The sequence below is a fragment of the Streptomyces sp. STR69 genome, from assembly GCF_024519455.1.
Classification (GTDB): Bacteria; Actinomycetota; Actinomycetes; order Streptomycetales; family Streptomycetaceae; genus Streptomyces.
In genome coordinates, this window is sequence record NZ_JALJRY010000008.1 from 289,217 (window position 1) to 312,190 (window position 22,974).

Consider the following 22,974-nt stretch of genomic DNA (forward strand, 5'->3'; position numbering starts at 1 on the left):
TCTACGGGTAGTTGGTCAGGTAGGCGACGTTGGTGCTGGAGTTGGACGGCCCGCCGGTGCTGTTGATGATGTGGCTGATCGTGCCGACACCGCCCAGCGAGACGGTCACCATGTCGTGGAACTTGACCCCGGACACGCTCGGCACCTCGAAGGCGTGATCGGCGACCACGGCGGAGTTGGAGCTGAAGTAGCAGTAGCTGCCAAGTCCCCATGCCTCATGGGTGGTTACGCCGGCGGCGACCTTGTAGGCGGGGTAGCCCTTGCCGGTGCCGTTCATCCAGGAGGCCTGGTTCGGCGGGTCGTAGGGCATCTCGTTCTGGAAGAAGTACGTCCGGCCGCCGTTGCCGTTCCAGAGGACCTGAGTCTTCTGGAAGTGCTCGACGAAGAGGCCGTACGCCGTCACGTTGGCGCCGTTGACGATCAGCCCGGTGTCCGCCGTGTTGGTGGTCCAGCCGACCGTGCCCGAGTTGCCGTGGTCGGCCCGCCAGATCCAGGTGTGGTCGATGATCGTGTTGGCGCTGTTGATGACAACGGAGTTGGTGGCCTTGCCAATGGTGGCGCCACCGATGCGGACGAAGACATCGGACAACTGCGTCGGGTCCGAGGCGTGCGTGGCGGTCGAGCCGGACGGGCCGATCTGCACCAGCGTCGCGGAGTTGGTGGTGCCCGCGTCGATCAGCAGACCCGCCAGCTCGATGCCGTCCACGTCGGCCGTGGAGATCGCGGTGATCCCGCCGTCCGGCACGAAGGTGGCCAGACCCATGCCCAGGACGACCGTGTCGGGCCGGGTGATGTTGATCGTCTGGTTGAGGTGGTAGACGCCCGGGGTGACCAGCAGGTTCTTGCCGGCCGCGAGGGCGGTGTTCATGTCGGCCGCGGTGGCGCCGGGCTTGACGATGTAGAACTGGTCGATCGGCAGGGACTTGCCCGCCGGGGTCTTCCCGCTCCACGTCGTGCCCACGGCGTTGGACTGCAGTCCGGGCACGAACACCTGGTAGGCGCCCGCGCTGTCGACGTAGAGGAAGGGCTTCTCGCGGATCGTCGGGGAGCTGGCGACGTTGGTGTACGTCGGGAAGGACTGGGCGGGTGCGCCCTGGTCGCCGACGAAGACCATGTTCCAGTTGGAGCCGGACCAACTGCCCATCGTGGAGTTCCTGGTGAGGAACTGCTGCTGGGTCCCGGACTGGATCTGGCCGTCGACCTTGGTGTCGGAGATGAAACCGCCGCTGGACCAACCGCCGTCGTCCAGCGCCAGGTTGCCGCGCACGTGCATGCGCCGGTACGGCGCGGCCTGCGAGACGGCCCAACGGTCGGTGCCGCCGGTGGGGTTGACCGACAGGTTCTCGGCGTCGCGCCAGAAGTTCTGCGTCGCGTTGCCCTGGAACCAGTCGGCCTCCGCGTGCACCGCGCCGTTGATCGTCACGTCGTCCGGCGAGAAGCCGAGGCCCGCGACCTGGGTGTAGAAGCCGACGTTGGCGTTGGCGCTGTACGTGCCCGGCTTGAACAGCAGGGCCTGGCGGGCCGAGCCGAACTGGTTGGTCTGCTGCTGGGAGAAGACCGAGTCCAGCTTGGACTGGATGCTGGACGCCGACATCGACGGGTCGAACACCGTCACGTTGGGGCCGAAGTCGGGCGTGCCCGGCGGGTTGGTCGTGGCGCCGCCCAGGGTGAAGGACTGCGCGGCCGTGCCGTTGCAGGTGTACTGCGCCAACTGCACGCTGTCGGCGGTCGAAGCGCTCGGCACGTCGAGGCACTTGCCGCTGTTGCGGTTGACGAAGTGGTAGGCGCCGTCGGACTCGACGACCGGCAGCCACTGCTGGTTGTTGCCGCCGGAGTACGTCCACAGCTGGATCGGCGCGGAGTCTGCGGTCGAGACGTTGGTGACGTCCCAGGCCTCGGCGCCGTTCAGGTTGCTGTTCACCCGGTAGTAGCCGCTGTCGGTGGCGACCAACTGCCAGTTCTGCGCGGTGCTTCCGTTGCACGCGTACTGCTGCACGGCGGTGCCGTCGGCACTCGCGGCCGAGCGGGCGTCGACGCACTTGCCGCTGCCCTTGTTGACCACGGTGGTGTAGCCGGTCGGTATCGCGGCGGCGGCCGAGTTCGCGGCGCTCGCCGAGCCCTGCGCGGCGAACTCGATGCCGGTCACGGTGGTGGCCACGAGCGCGACCGCCGTGAGCGCTCTCGGGATGGCGTGGCGACCGGACAGTCTCTTCCGTCTGAGCACGGATTCTCCTGTGGTGATGGGGGGTTGGGGAGGAAGGTCGGAGGGGGCGTCCGTCAGCCGGTGTACTGGGCGAAGATGCTGGTGAACTGCCAGTTGCTCTGGCTCACGCCCGAGCAGGTGTCGTCGTTCGGGTAGGCGCCGGGGCAGGGCCGGTCACGGTTGGCCGACCAGAACGTCAGCCGCGCCAGGTGGTGCGCCTGCGCGTAGCCGAGGATGGTCTGGAAGTCGGTGGTGGTGACGGTCTCGTTGTTGTCGGTGATGCCGTTCATGGACGAGATGCCCATGTCCCGGTAGGCCGCGTCGTCGCTGTAGCCGTACGCGTTCTTCAGCGCGGTCTTCAGGCCCTCGGCCGCCCGCTGGGTGAGCGTGCCCATGTTCTGGCCCGCGCCGCCGAAGTCGAACGGCATGATCGTCCAGGCGTCCACGGTCAGCCCCGACGAGGCGGCCCGGTTGATGAGGCTGGTGTCGGGGCCGCTCTGCCCGGTGCCGATGGTGACGTACACCTTGATGCCCGGGTTGTTGGCCTTGACGGTCTTGAGCGCGTCCACGGTCCGCTGCTGCACGGTCCCGTTGCTGTAGGCGTCGGCCTCGATGTCGATGTCGATGGCCTTCAGGGAGTAGGCGCTGATGACCTTCTGGTAGGCCGCCGCCAGTTCGCCCGCGCTGGAGCAGGAGCTCTCCAGCTTGTTGCCGCTGTAGCCGCCGAAGGACGGAACGACATCGCCGCCGTTCGCCCGCACGGTGTTGATGGTCGACTGGTCGACCCCGCCGGTCAGCGCCCGGCCGCCGTCCCACTGCGGGTTGCAGTACCCGTTGCTCAGGACGAACGCGAGCGTGAACCACTTCACGCCGGTTGCGTTCATGACAGTCGTGGGGCTGGGCGGGTTGCCCCACCCGTTGTAGAGGTACGGCGCGACGGCCATCGGAGCGGTCGTGGGCGGCGTCGTACCGCCGGCGGCGGGTGCCGTCCACTTCTGGTTGGCGGCGCCGGAGCAGGTCCAGATCTGGGTGCGGGTGCCGTTGGCCGAGGAACTCCCGGTGACGTCAAGGCACTTGTTGGCCGCCGGGTTGACGATGTCGCGCGCGGCGGTGACGGTCCACTGCTGGTTGGCGCTGCCGGCGCACGTCCACAGCTGGAGCTGGGCGCCGTTGGCCGTCGAATTGCCGGTGATGTCGAGGCACTTGCCGAGGGCTCTGATGGTGCCGTCGGAGCCGACCGTCCACTGTTGGGCGGCGGTGCCGTTGCAGTCGTAGATCTGTACGGCCGTACCGTCGGCCGAGCCGGCGCCGGCGACGTCGAGACACTTGCCGGCCAGGCCGGTGATGGTGCCGGTCGCTGCCGAGGCGGAGGGGGCTCCGAGGGTGCCGACGGCGGTGAGGCCGAGGGACAGCGCGAGGGCGCAGCGCAGGGCGAGGCGTTGCATGAGGAGGGGCCTTTCGTCCTGGGGTGGGGGGTGGACGCCGCCGGCTGGAGGGCGGTGAGACGTGAACACGCGTGTTCACATATATGAGCGGGGAATGCATTCATGGGAGGTCTGTTGGCTGGTGAACCTAAAGGTCTGCACCAAAGCCGTCAAGAGGTGCGACCGGAGAAGTCCCGTAGGTCGTGCCTGAGTTGAGAAGTTGTAGGCGAAGGAAAAGAAATCACCAGGACCATTGAGTGGCCGGTTCTCACAGGTGACACTGTGCAGGCTTCGTGATGATCGTCAGCGTGCGCATGCCGGAGGAACCATGAATACAACGGGGACCGCGGAGGTCGCGGTGCGGCACATCCTCAGTGACAAGGTCACGGGCGGAATCCTGAAACCGAAGACGCGCACGATCACCTGGACCGACGCGCACTACGTGGTCAAGCGGCCCCCGTCGGGCAAGCACACGGTGGAGCTGACCTGCACCGAGTGCTCGGCGTCCCTGCTGGCCGAGGTCCGCGACCAGTCCACTACGCGCACGCTCGCGACCATCATGCGCATCGTCGGGGCACTGTGTCTGATCGCCTTCGTCACCGCGTTCGCCTACGCCATCCACGAGGGCGGCAAGACCCTCCCCGAGGGGCAGTCGCTGCCGGTTCTCTTCTCCGTCAGCGTCGTCGCCATCTTCGTCACCTTCGTGGCCGCGCCCGTGTTCTACGTCCGCGGCCGCAACTACAACGGCGTCAGCATGCTCGACGCCCCCAAGCCGCGCCGCGGACACCGGATCGTGCCGGTGCGGGTGGTGAAAAAGGTCCCGCGAACTCCCCGACAGCCCGGGTGAGTTCGGCGGTCCGGAGTGCGATACCCGGACGGGATGTCCCGGCGGGTGGCAGAATCGACGGCGTGGATCGGGGGATCCTGGAGCGCGAGTCGGAACTGGTACGGCTGGCTGCGGCCGCGCGTGAGGCGGCGGACGGGGCCGGATCCGTGGCGCTCGTCTTCGGCGAGGCCGGCATCGGCAAGTCGAGCCTGGTGAAGGCCATGCCGGACCGGCTGCCCCCTCGCTCGCGCATCCTCCTGGGGCAGTGCGACGACCTCGCCACCCGCCGCCCCCTCGGCCCGTTCCGCGACCTCGTCGGCAGCGTCGGCGCCGAACTCGCCCACGCCGTCGTCGAAGGCGGTGACCGCCAGCGCGTCTACGAAGCGCTCCAGAAAGAGCTGGCCGGGATACCGCGTCCGACGGTACTCGTCGTGGAGGACGTCCACTGGGCCGACGAGGCCTCACTGGACGCCCTACGCTTCCTGGTGCGGCGGATGGAACAGCTCCCCGCCGTACTCGTCCTCACCTACCGGGACGACGAACTCAGCCGTGAACATCCGCTGCGGCACCTGTTGGGCCAGGCGTCCCGCGCCGACCGCGTGCACCGGCTGCCGCTGGCCCGCCTCTCCAAGTCGGCGGTACGCACGCTCAGTTCGGCCAGCAGACTCGACCCGGCGCGGGTGTACGAGGTGACCTCGGGCAACCCCTTCTTCGTCACCGAGGTCCTGGCGGCCGGCGGCACCGGGGGCGTGCCCCCGACCGTCGTCGACGCGGTGCTCGCCCGGCTGCGCGGACTCGACGGCCGGAGTGTGGACGCGCTGGAGCAGCTCGCCGTCCTGCCCTCGGCCGTCGAACGGCCCCTGGTCGACGCCCTGTTGCCGGACGGCGTCGCCGGACTGGCCGCGGCCGAACAGCGCGGACTGCTCACCGTGACCCCCGAACGGGTCGCGTTCCGGCACGAGTTGATCCGCCGCGCCATTGCCGACTCCCTGCCCGCGGCCCGCCGTATCGACCTCAACCGTGGCGCCCTCACCGCGCTCGTGGCCCGGCCGGGCTCCGACCCGGCCCGTATCGTCCACCACGCCGCGCAGGCCGGTGACCAGGACGCCATCGCCCGCTACGGCCCGCACGCGGCCCGGGACGCCACAGAGGCGGGTTCCCATCGTGAGGCCGCCGCCCATCTGCGACTCGTGCTGCGGCAACGCCACCGCTACACCCCCGCCGAACTCGCCGACCTCCTCGAACGCTACGCGGTCGAGTGCTACACCATCGCCGACTCCGTCGAGGCCGTCGCCGCCCAGCGGGACGCCGTGGCCCTGCGTCGCGCGCTGGGCGACACCCTCGCGCTCGGCGCCGACCTGCGCTGGCTGTCCCGCATCCACTGGTGGGCGGGCCACGCCGAGGAGGCCCAGGACGCGGCACGGGAAGCCATCGCCGTCCTCGAACACGCCGGAGACGACCGGCTGTTGGCGCTCGCGCTCAGCAACACCGCCCAACTGCGCATGCTGTCCGACCGGTACGACGAGGCCGTCGCGCACGGCGAGCGCGCCATCGCCCTGGCCCGCCGCACGGACGACGCCGCGATCCTCGCCCACGCCCTCAACAACGTGGGCGCCGCCCGCTGGCGCAGCGGAGACCCGGACGGGCGACGGCAGTTGGAGGAGAGCCTCACCGTCGCGCTTGCCGCGGGCGAGGTCGAACACGCCTGCCGGTCCTACGCCAACATCATCTGGTCCCTCCTCGACAGCCTCCGGTACACCGAGGCCGACCGGTACCTGCCCCCGGCCATGGAACTCGCCGACCGGGCCGAGCACTTGGGGTTCTTCAACTACCTCCACGTCGAGCAGGCCATGCGCCGGCTCGCCGCCGCCGACTGGGAGGGCGCCGAGCGGCACGCCGAGTACGGGATGCACGACTTCATACCGGCCCGCTGTCCCGCGCTGACCGTTCTGGCCCGCGTGCGCATCCGGTGCGGCAGGCCCGGCGCCGACGAACTCCTCACGCAGGCCTGGGAGATCGCCGTACAGGCAGGGGAGTTGCAGCGCACAGGCCCGGTCGCGGCCGTACGGGCGGAGGCGGCCTGGCTGCGGGGCGATCACTTGGCGGCAGCCGAAGCGGCGGGGCCGGTCCACGCGCAGGCGCTGCGGCTGGGCCACGGGCCCTATCGGGCCGAACTCGGCTACTGGCTCAGCAAGGTCGGGCACCCTGTCGCCGTCGACGACAGCGATCACCCGTACGCGTTGCAGGCCGCCGGCGACTGGAAACGGGCCGCGGACCTGTGGCAGCAGGCCGGCTGCCCCTACGAACACGCCGCAGCGCTCGCGGAGAGCCCCGACCCGGCCGACAAACTCGCCGCGCTCGCCCGGCTCGACGCACTCGGCGCCGAACCTCTCGCCCACCTGGTCCGCGCCGAGCTGCGCGACCTCGGCGTCCGCCGTATCCCGCGTGGCCCGCACGCGGCGACCCGGGGCAATCCGGCCGGTCTCACGGAACGCCAACTCCAGGTCGTACGGCTGCTGGTGGACGGTCTGACCAACCCGGAGATCGCGAACCGCCTTGTCGTGTCCGTGCGGACCGTCGACAACCACGTACGGGCCGTACTGGAGAAGCTGGACGCACCCACCAGGCGCCAGGCCGCCGCCCGCGCCACAGAACTCGGGCTGCTGCCGGACGGCGAAACGTAGGTACCCGACGGCCCCGAGCTGGGTGACGCGCACGGATGACCGTGCGCTTCCGGGCGAAATAGAACAAGCAGGTCATCCAGAGCACCACGAAACGGGGGACCGCATGTCCAGCACACCCGCACAGGACGCCCGTCGTGAACTGACCGACTTCACCGGGCAGTTGATCGGCCCGGACGACGCCGCCTATCCCGAGGCCCGCGCCGTCTACAACGCGATGATCGACAAACGGCCCGCGCTCATAGCGCGCTGCGCCGACGCGGACGCCGTGGCCCGCACGATCGCCTTCGCACGAGCCCACGACCTGCCCCTCGCGGTACGCGGCGGCGGCCACCACGGCGCCGGACTCGGCACCGTCGACGGGGGAGTGGTCGCCGACCTCGCCCCGCTCAAGGACATCCACGTGGACCCCGAGGCCCGCACGGTCCGGGTCGGCGGCGGCTGTGTGTGGGGCGAGGTGGACCGCGCCACCAACGCGCACGGACTCGCCACCCCCAGCGGCATCATCTCCACCACCGGCGTCGGCGGCATCGCCACCGGCGGCGGGCTCGGCCACCTCACCCGCAAGTGCGGGCTGACCATCGACAACCTGCTGGAGGCCGACCTCGTGCTGGCCGACGGCAGCCGGGTGCGGGCGAGCGCCGACGAGAACAGCGACCTGTTCTGGGCGGTCCGGGGCGGCGGCGGCAACTTCGGCGTCGTCACCTCGTTCCTGTTCCGCCTGCACGAGATCAGCACGGTCGTCGCCGGGCCCACCTTCTGGCCGGTCGAGATCAGCGCCGAAGTCCTCACCGCCTACCGGGACTTCCTGCCCAACGCGCCCCGCGAACTGAACGCCTTCTTCCTGCACGGCAGCGTCCCGCCCGCCCCGCCGTTCCCCGAGGAGATCCAACTGCGCAAGACGGCAGGCGTGGTGTGGTGCTACACCGGCGGCGACACCGAGGCCGCCGCCCGCGAGATGGCCCCGCTGCTCGACGCCCTGCCCGCACCGCTGCTGCACGCGGCCGGACCCATGCAACACCCTGACATGCAGGGCATGTTCGACGGGCTCTACCCGCCCGGCGACCAGTGGTACTGGCGCGCCGACTTCGTCAACGACATCCCCGACGAGGCCGTGGAGCTCCACGCCAAGTTCGGCGCCGAGGTCCCCACCCCGCAGTCGACGATGCACCTCTACCCGATCGACGGCGCCGCCCACGACGTCGGCAACGACGAGACCCCGTGGGCCTACCGCGACGCACGCTGGGCGTCCGTCTTCGCGGGCGTCGACAGGGACCCCGCCAACGCCGAACTCATCAAGACGTGGGCCATCGACTACCAAGAGGCCCTGCACCCGTACTCGGCGGGCGGCGCCTACGTGAACATGATGATGGACGAGGGACAGGAACGTGTCCGGGCCAGCTACCGGGGCCACTACGACCGGCTGGCCCGCATCAAGGCCGACCGCGACCCGGACAACGTCTTCCGCCTCAACCAGAACATCCACCCGACCCCGAAACCGCGCTACGAGACCCGCCCGTGACACCGACTCCGAGGCCGGGCCGGCATCACGCGTTCGGGTCGAACGAGATGCCGGACGGCTTGGCGATGGACAGGGCGTAGTTGAAGTCGCTGTCCCTGATCTTCAGCGTGGCCGAACCGAAGTCGGCGGCCAGGAACTTGTCCTTCAGGCCCGCCGGGTAGCCGTTCCAGCCCACCAGACGCGGGTAGAACCAGCCACCGGTGGCGTTCTCCGGGGGCTCGTCGTTCGTGTTGGCGAAGCGGAAGTCGTGCGAGCCGATGCCGTCCTTGTGGTAGACGATCTTGGGGTGTGTGCCGTCGAAGCGCACCCCCGAGGCCGCCGACACCTGGTAGGCGGAATGCTGCGACACCGACACGTACTGGACCGTGTTGTCCTTGATCCACACCACGACGTGCTCCCAGTCGTGGGTGTGACCGATCGCCGCCGGACCCAGGGTGACCTGGTCCTTCTCGAAGTAGCTTGCGTACATCACCGCGCACCAGTCGTTGTTGCACTTCTCGCGCGAGTACGTGTTGGCGTTGTTCAGCTGGGCCATGTCGTGGCAGTGCCCGTTGACGTCGCCGCCGAGCTTCAGCCCGGGGTTGATGGTGCCGTCCAGACCGATGGCGGCCGTGGCGTAGCAGCCGTCCCCGTCGTAGTCGTAGGCCGGGGAGAAGGTCTGCTCCAGGCCGTCGGCGTTCTGCGGGAGCAGGGTGAGGACATTGGCCTGGGCGGCGGTCGCCTGGCCGACCACGAGTGCCAGCGCGCCGAGGACGGTGACGACGGCGGAGCGGCGCAGGCGCCGGCCGCGGGACTTCGGGGCTCTCGCCGGGCTGTCGGTGGGGGGTGTCAGTTCGGGCACGCCGACTCCAGTTCTGGGCTGTGGGGGCGCTACTGGATGCGCCAGGTCCAGACCATCGCAGTCGGGTGTGCGCACGTCAACACTCTTGCGGTGTACGGGCTTTGGCGCACCGCTGAACTCTCCCGCCTGTGCCTTTCCTGTGTCCCCGCGGCTCCAGGCGCGACCATGGCTCTCGGCGAACAGGTGCGCTAATTTGAGGTCCACGGCACAGGTGAATGGGCACCCGTGGTGAGTGCGGGAGGTTCCGGTTGACCCCGGCACAGTTGCGGGCCTTCGCAGCGACCGTCCGCCTCGGTTCCGTGAAGGCAGCCGCGGCCGACCTCGCCGTGACCGAGTCGGCCGTGTCGATCCACATCGCGCACCTGCGCAGGGAACTCGGCGACAAGCTCTTCGCCCGCACGGCCAACGGGCTCGCGTTCACCCCCGGCGGGCTGCGGCTGGCCAGCCGGGCCGCCGAGCTGTTGGGACTCCAGGACCGGACGATCCTTGAGGTGAAGCAGGCCGCCTCCGGTCGGCGACTGCTGCGCGTCGCCGCGTCGAGCCTGTTCGCGGAGCATGCCGCGCCCGGCCTGATCGAACTGTTCGCGGGGCGCGCCGACGACCTCGACGTCGAACTGAGCGTGCACAGCCCGCAGAAGTTCGCCCCCCTGCTGCTCAACCGCTCCGTCGACGTGGCGATCGGGCCCCGCCCCGCCACCCTCGACTCCACGATGACCTGCACGCACTTCCTCAACTACCAGGTCATCGCCGTCGTAGGGCCCGATCATCCGCTCGCGACCGGGGCCGGGGCGAGTGCGGGAGCGGCTGAACTGCGGGGGCAGACCTGGCTGTTGGGGCCCTCGGCGGTCGGGCGGACGGGGATGGTGCCGTCGGTGTTGCGGCGGCTGGGTATCCCGGAACACAACCAGCGGATCTTTCAGAGTCATGCCGCGTCCGTCGACGAGGCCAAGCGGGGCAAGGGAGTTGCTCTCGCGGTTGCCTTCGCCGTGACGAAGGATCTTGCCGAGGGCGACCTCCGTCGGTTGAACGGCCCCCAACTCCCCGCTCGCGGTTCGTGGAACCTGCTCACGCTTCCCGACCGTGAAGCACCGGCCGCTGCCGCGGAGCTGCGGCGGTTCGTCACTACGCCGCGGGCGACGCAGGCGATGTTGCGTGGGGCCGGGGTTACGGCGGGGCGGTTTCGGCCTGCGATTCATGTGACGTTGTGGAGTTGAATGCTCCGATGGGTCTGTAGTCGTTTTTCTGCGGGCCGGTGGGGGCTGGTCGCGCAGTTCCCCGCGCCCCCATGGGGCACGTCGGTGCGCCGGAATCTATCGTGCCCGTCGCCTACCGAGCCGCGCGATTTCCCCCGGCACTCGCAGCAGTGCGCCGAAGCTGTCCGCCGGTAGTAGCAGGTCTATGTGCGGCAGAGCCGCCGTCATCGTCGTCGTGCGAGGGGCGAAACCGGGGGCCGCGGCCCGGGGGTTGAGCCAGATCACCGTGTGGGCGCGGCGGCGCAGTCTGGCCATGACCGTGGCCAGGTGGCGCGGGGGATCGCCGTCCCAGCCGTCCGAGGCGATCAGTACGACCGCGCCACGCAGGGTGCCGCCGTGGTGCGAGGTGAGGAGGGTGCCCAGGGAGTGGGCGATGCGGGTGCCGCCGAAACGGTCGGTGACCCGGTCGGTCGCCTCGTCGAAGGCCTCCTGCGCCGAGTGGTGGGCGAGTACCGGTGTGAGCCGGGTCAACGACGTGGCGAACGCGAAGACCTCGGCACGGGTCGTCACCGCGAGGGCCCGCATCAGGTACAGATACGCCACCGCCTGCGCCTGCATCGACCGGCTCACGTCACACAGCACCACGACCCGGCGCGGCCGGTCCACCGGCCCCGCCCGGACCAGCCGTACCGGCTCCCAACCGGTGCGCCGGGCCTGCGCCACCGTCTCCCGGACCGCCACCCGGTGACCGCCCGTCCGCACGGCGAGGCGCCGGGTGCGGCGCACAGGCCACTCCCGCAGTCGCGCCTCCAGCCAGCGACCCAGCAACTCGGCCTGTTCAGGGCCCAGTTCACCGAACGGTGTGTCCACCGCTGCCGCCAGATCGCTCGGCAGGCGCTCGGGCACGGTGAGGACGTTGTCCGCACTGTGGTCGGCGGTGTCCACGGCGGGTGGCAGGGTCACCCACGGCAGACCGGAACCCCTGGCGGGGTCACGGTCGTGAGAGTTGGCGCCGCCGGGGTCCTGGCGGTCGGCCCCCGCGTCGTGCCCATTGCGGCGGGCGTTCGGGTCGAGGGCGAGCACGGACTGCCCGAACACCGCGTCGAAGACCTCGTCGAAGAGGGACAGTTGGGGATGGTCGCGTACGAGGGTGACGCGGGCCGTCCAGTACAGCGAGGTCCGCGTCCTGGGCGGGGCCGCGGCGAGCGCCAGCACGAAGTCCCGGATGGCGGTCGGGCCCACCGGCACACCGTGTTCCCTGAGCCGGGTGGCCAGAGCGGTGGCGAAGGCGGCTCGGTCGACGGCGGGCAGCAGCGGGCCGGTCGGTGTCATCGGACCAGTAGGTAGACCACCACGGCGATGACGACGGCCGCGACAACGACGGGGATCAGCCGCTTGTACACGGACGTGCCGGCCACCCGCATCAGGTCCAGCGGCTCGGCCGGCACGGGCGGCGGCGCCACGGAGACCGGTTCCGCCTCCGCCGTTGATACCTCCTCCGGCTGGTCCTGCGTCGCCAGCAGCTGCGTCTCCACGTTCGCCACGAACTGCGCGAACAGCTTCTCCGAGATCTCCTTGATCATGCCGCTGCCGAACTGGGCCAGCCTGCCGCTGATGTTGAGGTCCGTGCTGACCGTCACGACCGTGCCCGTGCCCTCTCCGCGCAGTCGGGCGTCGACCGTGGCGGACGCGTTGCCGCCCCCGCGCATGTCCTTGCCGGCCGCGCTGATCACGGCGTGGTGGGCGGCCTCGTCCCGCTCCACGAAGCGTGCCGTCCCCGCGAACTGGCTGACCATGGGCCCGACTTTGACCCTGACCTTGCCCCGGTGGACGTCGCCGTCGACGCCGGTGAGTTCGGCGCCGGGCATGCACGGGGCGAGGGCCTCCAGATCGGTGAGCGCCTGCCATGCCCGCTCGACCGGCACACCGACGCTGAACTCGTTGTCGATCTTCATGGTCTCCTCGCTTCTTCGGGATAGCCGAGTGCGTCGAGGGCCCCGACGACGGCGATCCGGTCGTCGGGACTCTTGGCGACCGTGCTGAGCGTGCGGACGATGTCGTCGCGCGCCAGCCGCGCGACCCGCAGCGCCGCCAGGGCGGAGACCCAGTCGATGGCCTCCGCCATACCGGGCGCCTTGTCGAGGTCCAACTCGCGTACCCGGCCGATGAATTCGGTGGTGGACGCGATCAGCGGCTCGTTCGCGGCCGGTACCGTGCGGCGCAGGATCTCCGCCGTGCGTTCGGGCGTCGGGAAGTCGATCCAGTGGTAGAGGCAGCGCCTGCGCAGCGCGTCATGGAGTTCCCGGCTGCGGTTGGAGGTGAGCACCACTACGGGCGGCCGTACGGCGGTGAAGGTGCCCAACTCCGGGACACTGATGGACCGTTCGCCCAGGAACTCGAAGAGCAGCGCCTCGAACTCGTCGTCGGCGCGGTCGATCTCGTCGATCAACAGCACGGGCGGCAGTGGGCCTTGATGGCGCACCGCCCGCAACAGGGGCCGGTCGAGCAGGAATTCCTCGCTGAACAGGTCGGCGTCGGACAGCTCCCGCCCGGGTGCCTCGGTGAGCCGGACGGCGAGCAGTTGGCGCTGGTAGTTCCACTCGTACAGCGCCTCGCCCGCTGTCAGCCCCTCGTAGCACTGGAGTCGGATCAGCGGGGTGCCGAGGGCTTTGGCGAGGGCCTTTGCCGCGCTGGTCTTGCCCACGCCCGGCTCGCCCTCCAGCAGCAGTGGCCGGTCGAGCAGGGTGGCGAGGAGGAGGGCGGTCGCCGTGCCGTCGTCGACGAGGTGGCCGACCTCGTCGAGCCGCCGCCGTACGTCGTCGGCGTCCGTGAAGAGTTCGCTCACCCGGTGGCCCGCCCACCCGCGGACCAGCGGTCCCGGCAGCCCGTCCCGCAGAACCAGAACTCGCCCTCCCCGGTGGCGAGATGAGGTGTGTCGGCGTGCACGGTGACGGTCATCCCGCACACCGGGTCGACGGCCTGGGCAGGACGCTCGGGCACGGCGGACTTCGCCGCATGGACGACCCGCACCACGTCCGCGAGGATCGACAGCGCGATCTCGGGTGGCGTACGGGCGCCGATGTCCAGCCCGGCCGGAGCCTGGACGCGGGCCCGTTCCGCCTCGGTCAGTCCGAGTTCGTCGAGCAGGGCGGCGGCGCGGCGGTGGCTGGCGACCAGCGCGATGTGACCGACGCCCGCGTCGAGGGCGGCGCGCAGGGACTCCGCGTCGCCCCGGCCCTGCCCGGCCACGATCACGGCGGCGGTGTGGGCACTGGGCGGTCCTTCGGGCAGCGAGCGGGCCGTGGCGTAGCCGAGGAGGGCGGCGAAGGCTACGCAGGCCTCCGCGACGGGCGTGGTCCCGACGATCTCGATCAGCGGTGGCGGCAGCACCGGCTCCAGGAAGATCTCCAACGCGCCGCCGGACAGGCAGGGGTTGATCACGACCCGTGCTCCCGGTGTCTCGGGGAACTCGGCGTCCCCCTGCGGCAGGACGCGCAGCAGCAGCGGTCCGCCGTCGTGCAGGGCGCCCAGCGCGGCCGTACGCACGGAGCCCTCGGCGCACTGGCCGCCGACGAAGCCGTCGATGGTGCCGTCGCCGTGGACGATGGCCTCGTCGCCCGGGTGTGCCGAGGCGGGCGCCTGGGCGCGGACCACGCGCGCGTGGACGAACGGCACTCGCCGCTCGGTGAGTTCGAGGGCCCGCGCACTCAACTTGCCGGTCATCACAGTCACCTTCAGATCGGCGGAGTCGGTCGGCCCTGCATCGCCTCCCACACCCGCGAGGGTGTGAGCGGCATGTCCGCGTGCCGGATGCCGTACGGCTTCAGGGCGTCGACCACCGCGTTGACGATCGCGGGCGGCGAGCCGACCGTCGCGGACTCACCGACCCCCTTGGCGCCGATGGGGTGGTGCGGGGAGGGGGTGACGGTGAACCCGGTCTCCCAGTCCGGGACTTCGAGCGAGGTGGGGATCAGATAGTCCATCAGCGAGCCGCTGAGGCAGTTGCCGTCCTCGTCGAACGAGATCATCTCCATCAGCGCCATGCCGACGCCGTCGGTGAGGCCGCCGTGCACCTGCCCCTCGATGATCATCGGGTTGATGCGGGTGCCGCAGTCGTCGACCGCGACGAAGCGGCGGACGGTGACCTTCGCCGTGCCCGGGTCGATGTCGACGACGCAGATGTAGGCGCCGTGCGGGTAGGTGAGGTTCTCCGGGTTGTAGCAGATCTGCGCCTCCAACCCGCCTTCCACGCCCTCGGGCAGGTCGCCCGCGCCGTGCGCCCGCATCGCGATGGCCTGGATGGTGACCGAGGCCTCGGGGTCGCCCGCGACATGGAAGGAGCCCTTCTCCCACTCCAGGTCGGCGACCGACACCTCCAGCATCCCGGAGGCGATCAGCCGGGCCTTGTCCCGCACCTTGCGGGCGACCAGCGCGGCGGCGGCGCCGGAGACGGGGGTGGAACGGCTGCCGTAGGTGCCCAGGCCGAACGGTGTCTGGTCGGTGTCGCCGTGCACCACGTCGATGTCCTGCGGTGGGATGCCGAGTTCCTCGGCGACGATCTGCGCGAACGTCGTCTCGTGCCCCTGCCCCTGCGACTGCACCGAGAGCCGTACGACCGCCTTTCCCGTCGGATGCACCCTCAGTTCGCAGCCGTCGGCCATGCCGAGGCCGAGGATGTCCATGTCCTTGCGGGGGCCCGCTCCGACCGCCTCGGTGAAGAACGACACGCCGATGCCCATGAGTTCACCGCGGGCCCGCTTCTCGGCCTGCTCGACGCGCAGGGCGTCGTAGTCGGCGAGTTCCTTGGCCAGTTCCATGGTGGGCGCGTAGTTGCCGGAGTCGTAGACCCAGCCCGTCTTGGTGCGGAAGGGGAACTGCTCGGGGCGGATGAAGTTCTTCATCCTCAACTCGACCGGGTCCATGGCCAGTTCGTAGGCGAGACAGTCGACGATGCGCTCGATCAGGTAGACGGCCTCGGTGATGCGGAACGAGCAGGCGTAAGCGACCCCGCCCGGCGCCTTGTTGGTGTAGACGGCCGTCATTTTGCAGTGGGCGGCCTCGATGTCGTAGCTGCCGGTGAAGACGCCGAAGAAGCCGGCCGGGTACTTCACGGGGGCGGCCGTGCCGTTGAACGCGCCGTGGTCGGCGAGGACTTGGGTGCGGACGGCGAGGATGCGTCCGTCGCGGGTGGCGGCGATCTCGCCGCGCATCACGTAGTCGCGGGCGAAGCCGGTGCTGATGAGGTTCTCCGCACGGTCCTCCATCCACTTCACCGGCTTGCCGGTGAGGAGTGAACCGACGATCGCGCATACGTAACCCGGGTAGATCGGCACCTTGTTGCCGAAGCCGCCGCCGATGTCGGGGGAGACGACCCGGATCTTGTGCTCCGGGAGTCCGGCGACGATCGCGTAGAGGGTGCGGTGGGCGTGCGGGGCCTGGGTGGTGGACCAGAGGGTGAGGCGGCCGTCGACCTGGTCGAAGTCCGCGACCGCACCGCACGTCTCCATGGGGGCCGGGTGCACGCGCGGGTAGGCGATGTCCTCGGTGACCACGACATCCGCGCGGGCGAAGACCGCCTCGGTCTCGGCCTCGTCGCCGGTCTCCCAGTCGAAGCAGTGGTTGTCGGCCTTGCCCTCCAGGTCGTCGCGGATGACGGGCGCGTCGGGGGAGAGGGCGGTGCGGACGTCGATCACCGGGTCGAGTGGCTCGTACTCGACGTCGATCAACTCCAGTGCGTCCCGGGCCGCGTAGCGGTCCTCGGCCACGACGAAGGCGACCTCCTGGCCCTGGAAGCGGACCTTGTCGGTGGCGAGGACGGCCTGCACGTCGTTCGAGAGGGTCGGCATCCACGCCAGGCCCTTCTCGGCGAGCATCGCGCCGGTGACGACGAGACGGACCTTCGGGTGGGCCTCGGCGAGGGTGGTGTCGACGGAGAGGACGCGGGCGTGCGCGAACGGCGAGCGCAGGATCGCCAGGTGCAGCATGCCGGGGAGGTCGAGGTCGTCGACGTAGCGGCCCTTGCCGCGGACGAAGCGCGGGTCCTCCTTGCGCAGCATCCGGCCGTGGCCGCAGGGCTTCTTGTCGTTGTCGACGAACGCGGTGCGGTGGCCGTTCTCGGAGACGGCGGTCACGACGAACTCCCTGAAGTGGCCTGCGGTTCCAGGGAAGTTCGGGTGCCCGCCTCTTCGGCCGCCGCCCAGCGGATCGAGCGGACGATGGTGGCGTAGCCGGTGCAGCGGCAGATCTGCCCGGAGATCGCCTCCCGGATCTCCGTGTCGGAGGGGTCGGGGTTGCGGTCCAGCAGCGCACGCGCGGTCATCATCATGCCGGGGGTGCAGAAGCCGCACTGGAGACCGTGGCACTCGACGAACCCGCGCTGTACCGGGTCGAGTTCACCGTTCTGTTCGAGCCCCTCGACGGTCCGCACCTCGTGTCCGCCCGCCATCGCGGCAAGGACGGTGCAGGACTTGACCGGTTCGCCGTCCAACCACACCACGCACGTACCGCAGTTGCTGGTGTCGCACCCCCAGTGGGTGCCGGTCAGCCGGAGGTGGTCGCGCAGGAAGTGGACCAGCAGCAGCCGCCCCTCTATCTCCCGGGTGACCTCTTCGCCGTTCACGGTCATGCTGACCTGCACGATCACACCTCCTGTCCGTCGATGCGGGCAACCGACCGGCGCAGCACGCGCACGGTCAACTCCCGTGCCAGATGGCGCTTGTACTCGGCGCTGCCGCGCCGGTCGGTCACGGGGGAGCAGGCCTCGGCGGCGATGTCCCCGGCCTGTCCGTACAGTTCCTCGGTCGGGCGCCGGCCGCGGAGGGCGTCGGCGATGCCGGGGATGCCCGCGGTGTTAGGACCCACGGCGGCGAGCCCCACCCGGGCGTCGGCGATCAGTCCGTCGCCGTCGAGCCATACCGCCGCGCCGGCGGACACCACCGCCCAGTCACCGGCCCGCCGTTCGACCTTCTCGTACGCGCTGGACCCGTTCGGGCGGACCGGGAAGCGGACCTCGGTGAGGATCTCGGCGTCGCCGACGGCGGTCTCGTACGGGCCCTGGTGGAAGTCCTCCATGGATACGACCCGTTGGCCGTCCATGCCCTGGATCACACAGCTGGCGTCGAGGGTCGTGCACACCGCGGACAGATCCTCGGACGGGTCGGCCTGGCAGAGGGAGCCGCCGAGCGTGCCCCGGTTGCGCACCACGGGGTCGGCGATGACACGCTCGGCGTCACGGAACACCGGGAAGGCGGCGGCGAGTTCGTCCGACTCCAGCAGCTCGCGGTGCCGGGTCATCGCGCCGATGCGGATGAGCCCGGGTTCGACCCGGACGTAACCCAGCTCGTCGTGCAGGTCGTTGATGTCGATCAGGTACTCGAAGTTGGCCAGCCGCAACTTCATCATCGGGATCAGACTGTGCCCGCCGGCCACCAGCCGTGCCGTGTTGCCCAGCCGGTCGAGCAGCGCGACCGCCTCGCCCACGCTGCCGACCCGCTGGTACTCGAACGGAGCGGGAACCTGCATACCGCAATCCCCCTGTCCTGCACGGCAGTTGGCCGGTCGGCCGAGCGCCGTGTCCGGGCCTCATTGGGCGCCCGGCGGACGGGGGTGTCAACGGCTGGTTAACCGTTCACTTAAGTTGCTCGTCCTGGAGAGACGGGCAGGTCGTCCAGGAAGTCCGCCGAGGGGACGAAGAAGAGGCTTCCGGTGACGGCCGTGGAGAAGTCCAGGATGCGGTCGTGGGACGCGGAGTCCGTGCCCAGGAACATGTTGCGCAGCATCTGTTCGGTGACCGAGGGCGTACGGGCGTACCCGATGAAGTAGGTGCCGAACTCGCCCTGTGCCGCGCTGCCGAACGGCATGTTGTCGCGCAGGATCTTCCGCTCGGTGCCGTCCGGGCCCGTGATGACGTTGAGCGCGATGTGCGAGTCGGCCGGCTTGACGTCGTCGTCCATCTCCATGTTGGTCAACTTCGAGCGTCCGACGACCCGTTCCTGCTGCTCGACCGTCAACGCGTTCCAGGCCGCCATGTCGTGGACGTACTTCTGCACGATCACATAGCTGCCGCCCGCGAACTCCGGGTCCTCGCCGCCGATCACCACCGCCTGGCGGGCCGTCTCCCCGACGGGGTTCTCGGTGCCGTCGACGAAGCCCAGCAGATCGCGTACGTCGAAGTACTGGAACCCGGACACCTCGTCACGCACGGCGACCGCGCCGCCCAGCCGGCCCATGATCTCGGTGACCAACTCGAAGCAGAGATCGGCGCGTACGGCCTTGATGTGGAACAGGAGGTCACCGGGGGTGGAGACGGCGGTGTGGCGGTCGCCGGTGAGTTCGCGGAACGGATGCAGCTCGGCGGGGCGCGGGCCGTCGAACAGCCGGTCCCACGCCTCCGACCCGATGCCGGTCACACAGCTGAGCCGGCCGTCCGGCGCGCGGAACCCGATGGACCGGATCAACCCGCCCAGATCGGAGAGGAGTTGGCGTGTGGCCTCCTCGCCGCCGGGCTCCACGGTGACGACGAGAAAGGTCGCGCTGGGAGTCAGGGACTCCAGCACCGCCTGCGTGGTCGGGACGGCCCCCTCGCCACCGGCGGTGCCGTCCGTGCTCTCGACCGAGCCGTCAACTGTCATGTACTCCACGCCTCCGCTGTGTCCTGGGAGGTGCAGCCGGCACCTCGCAACTCAGCCGAGTTTCCCAGTCCGCGCGTCCCGCCACAGATCCACCCCGCCGTCGACGGCGTACGAGTCGATCTCGGTCAGCTCCTCGTCGCTGAAGTCGAGGTTGTCCAGCGCGGCCACGTTCTGTTCCAGTTGTTCCGTGCGCGAGGCGCCGATCACCAGCGAGGTGACCCGCTCGTCGCGCAGCGCCCAGGCGAGCGCCATCTGCGCCAGCGTCTGACCGCGCTTGGCCGCGATGTCGTTGAGCGCGCGCAGCCGGCGCACCATGTCCTCGGTCAGCCAGCCCGCGTCGAACGACGTGCCCTGCGCTGCCCGCGACCCCTCCGGGATCCCGTCCAGGTACCGCCCGGTCAGCAGCCCCTGCGCCAGCGCCGTGAAACCGATGACCCCGAAGCCCTCGTCCCGCGCCGCGTCGAGCAGTCCGTCGTGCTCGATCCACCGGTTGAGCATGCTGTACGACGGCTGGTGGATGAGCAGTGGAGTGCCCAGTTCGCGGAGGATCGCGGCGGCCTGACGGGACCGCTCGGCGTCGTAGGACGAGATGCCGACGTAGAGGGCCTTGCCCTGGCGGACGGCGGTGTCCAGCGCGCCCATGGTCTCTTCGAGCGGAGTGCCGGCGTCGAGGCGGTGGGAGTAGAAGATGTCCACGTAGTCGAGGCCGGTGCGCTTGAGGGACTGGTCGAGCGAGGCCAGCACGTACTTGCGGGAGCCGCCGCCCTGGCCGTAGGGGCCGGGCCACATGTCCCAGCCGGCCTTGGTGGAGACGACCAGCTCGTCCCGGTACGGCGCGAGGTCCTGCTTCAGCAGCCGGCCGAAGTTGGCCTCGGCGGCGCCGTAGGGCGGACCGTAGTTGTTGGCCAGGTCGTGGTGGGTGATGCCGAGGTCGAAGGCGCGCAGCGCGATCTCGCGCTGGGTCTCGAACGGCCGGTCGTCACCGAAGTTGTGCCAGTAGCCCAGCGAGAGCAGGGGCAGGTCGAGCCCCGAGCGGCCCGTGCGTCGGTAGCGCATCGTGCTGTCGTAGCGCCCCGGATCTGCGATGTGGTTCACCGCGCCCACTCTGCCCGCGCCCGTCGCGCGCGTCCAACCGATCCCGGTCATCGCATTCAGCAGCGCCGACGCATAATCCGGCAGCGGATCGCTGAGCGGACCGCTGCTGTTCGGCGGCCCCTCGTTCGTCCCTAGGGTCCTTTTCATGAACTGCGACATATCGGTGGGCGTCGACCCGGTGGACGTCGACGAGGAACCACTGCGGATCGGCGTGCGCATCCCGCCCTGCGACCGGGCGGACCGGGTGGCCCGGACCGCGCGCCGGGCCGAGGACCTCGGCTTCGACCAAGTGTGGTTCCCCGACTCGCAGTTGCTGTGGCGGGACGTGTTCACCACCCTCACCGCCGCGGCCTTCGCCACCGAGCGGATCGGCCTCGGCACCGCCGTCACCAACCTGGCCACCCGGCACCCGTCCGTCGTCGCGTCGGCCGCGCGCAGCGTCGCCGAACTCGCGCCCGGCAGGTTCACCCTCGGCCTCGGCGTGGGCAACAGCTCCGTGGGACCCGTAGGCCTGCCGCAGACCGGCTCGGCGGCACTGCGCGAGGGGCTGACCATGCTGCGCGCCCTGCTGGACGGGCGGGAGTGGGACTTCGAGGGCAAGATCCGCTCCCGGCTCCGCGATCCCCAGCCGTCCGTGCCGCTGCACCTGGCGGCCAGCGGCCCCCGGAATCTGCGGCTCGCCGGGGAGATCGCCGACGGGTTCATCCTGCTCAGCGGAGTCTCGCCGCGCACCCTGGCCGCCGCCACGGCCCGGGTCCGGGAGGGCGCCGAGGCGGAAGGCCGGTCCGCCGGGAAACTGCCGGTGACCGTGTCCGCGTTCTGCGAGGTGACCGACGACATCGAGGCCGACGCACGCCTGATCAAACCGATCTGCGCCTCGATCGCCCAGAACGGCGGCGCGTCCTTCCTCGCCCTCGCCGGCATCGAAGCCGACGTCCCCGCGACGGTCGAGGGCGTCTACCCGGACCTCGTGCACGCCGAGGACTGGGATGCGGCCGTGGAGATCTGCTCGGCCTGGATCAGCGACGAGACGGCCGTCCGGTTCGCCGAGGAGTTCTGCCTCTTCGGCACGCCCACCCAGATCACCGAACGGCTCCGCACCCTGCGCGCCTCGGGAGTGACCGACGTGTTCCTCCAGCACGTCGGCTCCTACGACCCGCCCACCGACCTGATCGAGACCGTCGGCGCCTCGGTCCTGCCGGCCCTCCGACGGTGAGACGGTCAGCGCGCCCCGGCCGGGGGCAGCAGATCCTTGCGTACGACGCCGTCCTGGACGACGCACACGATGTTGCCGGGATCGCCCAGCACGCCGATGTCCTTGAGCGGGTCGCCCTCGCACAGAACCAGGTCGGCGGTCTTGCCGGCGGCCAGGGTGCCGAGCCGGTCGGACAGGCCCAGGAGCTCGGCGGAGACACGGGTGCCGGCCACGATCGCGGCCATGGGGTCCATGCCGAGGTCCACGAGGAAGCGGAGTTCCAGCAGGTTCTGGCCGTGCGGGCAGACGGCGGCGTCGGTGCCGAGCGCGATTCGGGCGCCCCGGTCGATGGCGCGGGCGATGTTCTCCTTGGTGATGCCCGACCAGCGGACCTTCTTCCGGTAGTGGTGCTCCGGCATCAGGTCCTTGTCGATGCCCGCGAACACGGTGGACAGGGTCGGCACGACGTAGGTCCCGCGCTCGCCCGCCAGGTCCAGCGCCTCCTCGTCCAGGCCGTAGCCGTGCTCGATGCTGGTGACACCGCCGCGGATCGCGTTGAGGATGCCCGCGGTGCCCTGCGCGTGCGCGGCGACCGGCTTCCCGCCGTGGCGCCGACACTCGTCCACCACGGCCCGGATCTCCTCCTCCATCAGCCCCTCGTCCTCGGGCTGGTCGTAGGGGCTGGCCATGCCGCCGCTCGCACAGATCTTGATCACGTCGGCACCCGCGCGCAGCATCCTGCGGACGGCGAGCCGGGACTCGTCCACGGTGTCGGCCAGTTCGGCCATCTCGCCGCCGCTGAGGTCGGTGCCGTCCAGGAGACGGAAGTCGGCGTGGCCGCCGGTGTGGCTGATGATCCGTACGGCGGTGTGCAGCCGGGGGCCGACGATCCGGCCGGTCTCGACGGCGGTACGGAACCCGGTGGACAGTCCGCCCAGGTCACGGGCGGTGGTGATGCCCGCGTCCAGGGTCTGCCGCAGCCGGGTCGCGGTGTCGTAGGTGACGAGCACCGGGTCGAGTTCGCCGCGCCGCCCGGGCGGCGAGCCCTGCGCGTACGCGAGGTGGGTGTGGCAGTCGAAGAACCCGGGGAGCACGGTCCGGCCGCCGGCGTCGATGATCCGGACCGCCGAGCCGTCACCGGGCACGGGTGGGGCCGTAGCCGCTGGTCCGGCGTACGTGAGCGTGCCCTCGGCGTCCGCGAGGACGACGGCGTCGGCCACCGGGACGGCACCGGTACCGTCGATGAGGCGGGTGTTCTCGACGCGCAAAGCGGTCCGAAAGGTGTCTTGCGTCATGGCATCCGTCATGGTGGGGCCGAATCACTCCTCGGTATCAGGAACCTCGGGGGTGGGGAACCTCGGTAT

At 70.4% G+C, this 22,974-nt stretch carries 18 protein-coding genes; 5 read left to right on the top strand and 13 right to left on the bottom strand.

Annotation, left to right across the window (positions count from 1 at the left end):
- Position 1: 1 nt before the first annotated feature.
- Together OC490_RS17570 and OC490_RS17575 are read right to left on the bottom strand one after the other, a co-directional pair.
- Positions 2–2,224, bottom strand: coding sequence for an RICIN domain-containing protein (locus OC490_RS17570; RefSeq protein ID WP_410098656.1), 2,223 nt, complete (start codon positions 2,222–2,224; stop codon positions 2–4).
- Positions 2,225–2,277: 53 nt separating this feature from the next.
- Positions 2,278–3,648 (bottom strand): ricin-type beta-trefoil lectin domain protein, encoded by a 1,371-nt coding sequence (locus tag OC490_RS17575; RefSeq protein ID WP_262058890.1) that lies wholly within the window; start codon positions 3,646–3,648, stop codon positions 2,278–2,280.
- Between the two features lie 307 nt (positions 3,649–3,955).
- Here OC490_RS17575 and OC490_RS17580 point away from each other — a divergent pair, with 307 nt between their 5' ends.
- The 3 genes from OC490_RS17580 to OC490_RS17590 all read left to right on the top strand — a co-directional run bounded on the left by OC490_RS17580 (position 3,956) and on the right by OC490_RS17590 (position 8,656).
- Positions 3,956–4,474 carry a hypothetical protein gene (locus OC490_RS17580; RefSeq protein WP_262058891.1) on the top strand — a complete coding sequence of 173 codons (519 nt, stop codon included), beginning with the start codon at positions 3,956–3,958 and terminating at the stop codon, positions 4,472–4,474.
- A 62-nt stretch (positions 4,475–4,536) separates the two neighbouring features.
- The gene (locus OC490_RS17585; RefSeq protein WP_262058892.1) at positions 4,537–7,137 is read left to right on the top strand and encodes a helix-turn-helix transcriptional regulator; all 2,601 of its coding nucleotides are present in this window, start codon (positions 4,537–4,539) and stop codon (positions 7,135–7,137) included.
- A gap of 103 nt (positions 7,138–7,240) precedes the next feature.
- Positions 7,241–8,656, top strand: coding sequence for an FAD-binding oxidoreductase (locus tag OC490_RS17590; RefSeq protein ID WP_262058893.1), 1,416 nt, complete (start codon positions 7,241–7,243; stop codon positions 8,654–8,656).
- 25 nt (positions 8,657–8,681) lie between these two features.
- Here OC490_RS17590 and OC490_RS17595 read toward each other — a convergent pair whose 3' ends face one another.
- Positions 8,682–9,434: an NPP1 family protein gene (locus OC490_RS17595; protein WP_410098682.1), complete on the bottom strand. Its 753-nt coding sequence runs from the start codon at positions 9,432–9,434 to the stop codon at positions 8,682–8,684.
- Positions 9,435–9,745: 311 nt separating this feature from the next.
- Between OC490_RS17595 and OC490_RS17600 the strand changes: the two genes are divergently transcribed.
- A complete protein-coding gene (locus OC490_RS17600) occupies positions 9,746–10,711 on the top strand; it encodes a LysR family transcriptional regulator (protein ID WP_262058894.1) in 966 nt (321 codons plus the stop codon).
- Positions 10,712–10,807: 96 nt separating this feature from the next.
- On the opposite strand, the gene OC490_RS17605 is transcribed toward OC490_RS17600, so the two are convergent.
- The 9 genes from OC490_RS17605 to mgrA form a co-directional block, all read right to left on the bottom strand.
- Positions 10,808–12,022, bottom strand: a complete 1,215-nt coding sequence (locus tag OC490_RS17605) for a vWA domain-containing protein (RefSeq protein WP_262058895.1) — start codon at positions 12,020–12,022, stop codon at positions 10,808–10,810.
- On the bottom strand, positions 12,019–12,645 hold the full coding sequence (locus OC490_RS17610; RefSeq protein WP_262058896.1) for an SRPBCC family protein: 627 nt from the start codon (positions 12,643–12,645) through the stop codon (positions 12,019–12,021). Before OC490_RS17610 ends, OC490_RS17605 begins: the two co-directional genes overlap by 4 nt.
- Positions 12,642–13,535: an AAA family ATPase gene (locus tag OC490_RS17615; protein WP_262058897.1), complete on the bottom strand. Its 894-nt coding sequence runs from the start codon at positions 13,533–13,535 to the stop codon at positions 12,642–12,644. The genes OC490_RS17610 and OC490_RS17615 overlap by 4 nt, the downstream gene beginning before the upstream one ends.
- Positions 13,532–14,413, bottom strand: a complete 882-nt coding sequence (locus tag OC490_RS17620) for an XdhC family protein (protein WP_262058898.1) — start codon at positions 14,411–14,413, stop codon at positions 13,532–13,534. Before OC490_RS17620 ends, OC490_RS17615 begins: the two co-directional genes overlap by 4 nt.
- A gap of 11 nt (positions 14,414–14,424) precedes the next feature.
- The gene (locus OC490_RS17625) at positions 14,425–16,821 is read right to left on the bottom strand and encodes an aerobic carbon-monoxide dehydrogenase large subunit (RefSeq protein ID WP_262058899.1); all 2,397 of its coding nucleotides are present in this window, start codon (positions 16,819–16,821) and stop codon (positions 14,425–14,427) included.
- Positions 16,818–17,333 (bottom strand): (2Fe-2S)-binding protein, encoded by a 516-nt coding sequence (locus OC490_RS17630; RefSeq protein WP_410098659.1) that lies wholly within the window; start codon positions 17,331–17,333, stop codon positions 16,818–16,820. The genes OC490_RS17625 and OC490_RS17630 overlap by 4 nt, the downstream gene beginning before the upstream one ends.
- Positions 17,330–18,211 carry an FAD binding domain-containing protein gene (locus OC490_RS17635; RefSeq protein ID WP_262058900.1) on the bottom strand — a complete coding sequence of 294 codons (882 nt, stop codon included), beginning with the start codon at positions 18,209–18,211 and terminating at the stop codon, positions 17,330–17,332. The genes OC490_RS17630 and OC490_RS17635 overlap by 4 nt, the downstream gene beginning before the upstream one ends.
- A gap of 110 nt (positions 18,212–18,321) precedes the next feature.
- The gene (locus OC490_RS17640) at positions 18,322–19,320 is read right to left on the bottom strand and encodes a Dyp-type peroxidase (RefSeq protein ID WP_262058901.1); all 999 of its coding nucleotides are present in this window, start codon (positions 19,318–19,320) and stop codon (positions 18,322–18,324) included.
- Between the two features lie 51 nt (positions 19,321–19,371).
- On the bottom strand, positions 19,372–20,415 hold the full coding sequence (gene mgrA / locus OC490_RS17645) for an L-glyceraldehyde 3-phosphate reductase (RefSeq protein ID WP_262058902.1): 1,044 nt from the start codon (positions 20,413–20,415) through the stop codon (positions 19,372–19,374).
- A 145-nt stretch (positions 20,416–20,560) separates the two neighbouring features.
- On the opposite strand from mgrA, the gene OC490_RS17650 reads away from it, so the two are divergent.
- Positions 20,561–21,631 carry an LLM class flavin-dependent oxidoreductase gene (locus tag OC490_RS17650; protein WP_262058903.1) on the top strand — a complete coding sequence of 357 codons (1,071 nt, stop codon included), beginning with the start codon at positions 20,561–20,563 and terminating at the stop codon, positions 21,629–21,631.
- Positions 21,632–21,636: 5 nt separating this feature from the next.
- On the opposite strand, the gene OC490_RS17655 is transcribed toward OC490_RS17650, so the two are convergent.
- On the bottom strand, positions 21,637–22,917 hold the full coding sequence (locus OC490_RS17655; RefSeq protein WP_410098662.1) for an amidohydrolase family protein: 1,281 nt from the start codon (positions 22,915–22,917) through the stop codon (positions 21,637–21,639).
- Positions 22,918–22,974: the final 57 nt, after the last annotated feature.